Source organism: Candidatus Eisenbacteria bacterium (assembly GCA_030017955.1).
Lineage (GTDB): Bacteria > Eisenbacteria > RBG-16-71-46 > JASEGR01 > JASEGR01 > JASEGR01.
In genome coordinates this window covers 1-1,189 of record JASEGR010000234.1, presented here as the reverse complement: position 1 = coordinate 1,189, position 1,189 = coordinate 1, and the positions used below count along the sequence as shown (strand labels likewise).

The following is a 1,189-nucleotide window of genomic DNA, read 5'->3' as shown; positions in this document are numbered from 1 at the left end:
ATCCCCACCTTGCTCGCCAAGATGGGTTCCCCATCCCTCCCGCGAAAGCCAGCTCGCCGCTCATCGCCACCACGACTCCATATGCCATCTGCGTGGCGGTCTCCTGGACCGCGCTCGCAACCAGCCCCGCTCGAGACAATATGGCGGTTGCATGCATGTAACATCACCCCTCCTGCCAACCTCTCCCCTGGGGGAGAGGATCAAGGTGAGGGGGCGACTGGTGAATTGCACCGCTACTTTTTCTTTTGGGCCTCTCCGGTCATCGGGACGAACCTGACTGGGAAAACGGATTTCTTCGCTATCCTATTCCCTTTCTTCGTTATGAGCAGGAGCTCCTGATATTCCTCTCCGACAGGAATGACCATTCTGCCTCCATTCTTGAGTTGGTCAACCAGTGGTTGAGGAACGTGGCCGGGTGCAGCGGTCACAATTATTGCATCGAAAGGGGCCTCTTTGGGCAGACCTCGATAACCGTCCCCGTAGATCACCGTTATGTCGCTGTATCCGACCGCCTTCAATGTTCCCGGAGCCTGTTTCGCAAGACCTTCCACAATCTCAATGCTGAAAACCTTGTCCGCGATTTCCCGCAAGACTGCCGCCTGATAGCCGGAGCCCGTCCCTATCTCAAGGACTTTTTCTCCTCCTTTGAGTCCGAGGAGCTCAGTCATGGCAGCGACAATAAACGGCTGAGATATTGTTTGGTCGAAGCCGATCGGCAGAGGGTAGTCATTGTATGCCTGGCCCCGGAGATACTCGGGAACAAAGAGATGCCTTGGGACCTTTCTCATGGCCTTTAGAACCAGGGAGTCTTTGACCCCTCGCTTGACGATTTGTTCGGTAACCATCCGTTCTCTCAGTGATGCAAATTTCGCTTCCTCGCTGGCTGCGGTTTTCCCGGCTCCGGATGCCGGTCCTCCGGCTTTCCCAACACCCGATTCCGGAACGAGACTTGAAATAGAGGTTTCGACAGAGGCCGCCGGGGCAAATTGAGGGGAGCAGTAGAGGCCCGCTTGCAAAAGGATTAAGAGGTTCAGCAGGACCGGCACAAAAACTGGTTTCATGGAGTGGACTCCTTACGTTAACTTACGTTCCGTTAGTTTATGGCGTTTCCTCTTCCTTTGCAAGTTCCCTCTGAGCCTAGCCTGCTTTATGCATAAACTTACATGAACATGGTATCGAGTGCCACAAG

The 1,189-nt window shown here is 54.4% G+C and carries 1 protein-coding gene; it reads right to left on the bottom strand.

Annotated features, from left to right (window positions below):
* Positions 1-233 precede the first annotated feature (233 nt).
* Complete coding sequence (locus QME66_13960) at positions 234-1,061, bottom strand: protein-L-isoaspartate(D-aspartate) O-methyltransferase (protein MDI6810046.1); 828 nt, start codon at positions 1,059-1,061, stop codon at positions 234-236.
* Positions 1,062-1,189: the final 128 nt, after the last annotated feature.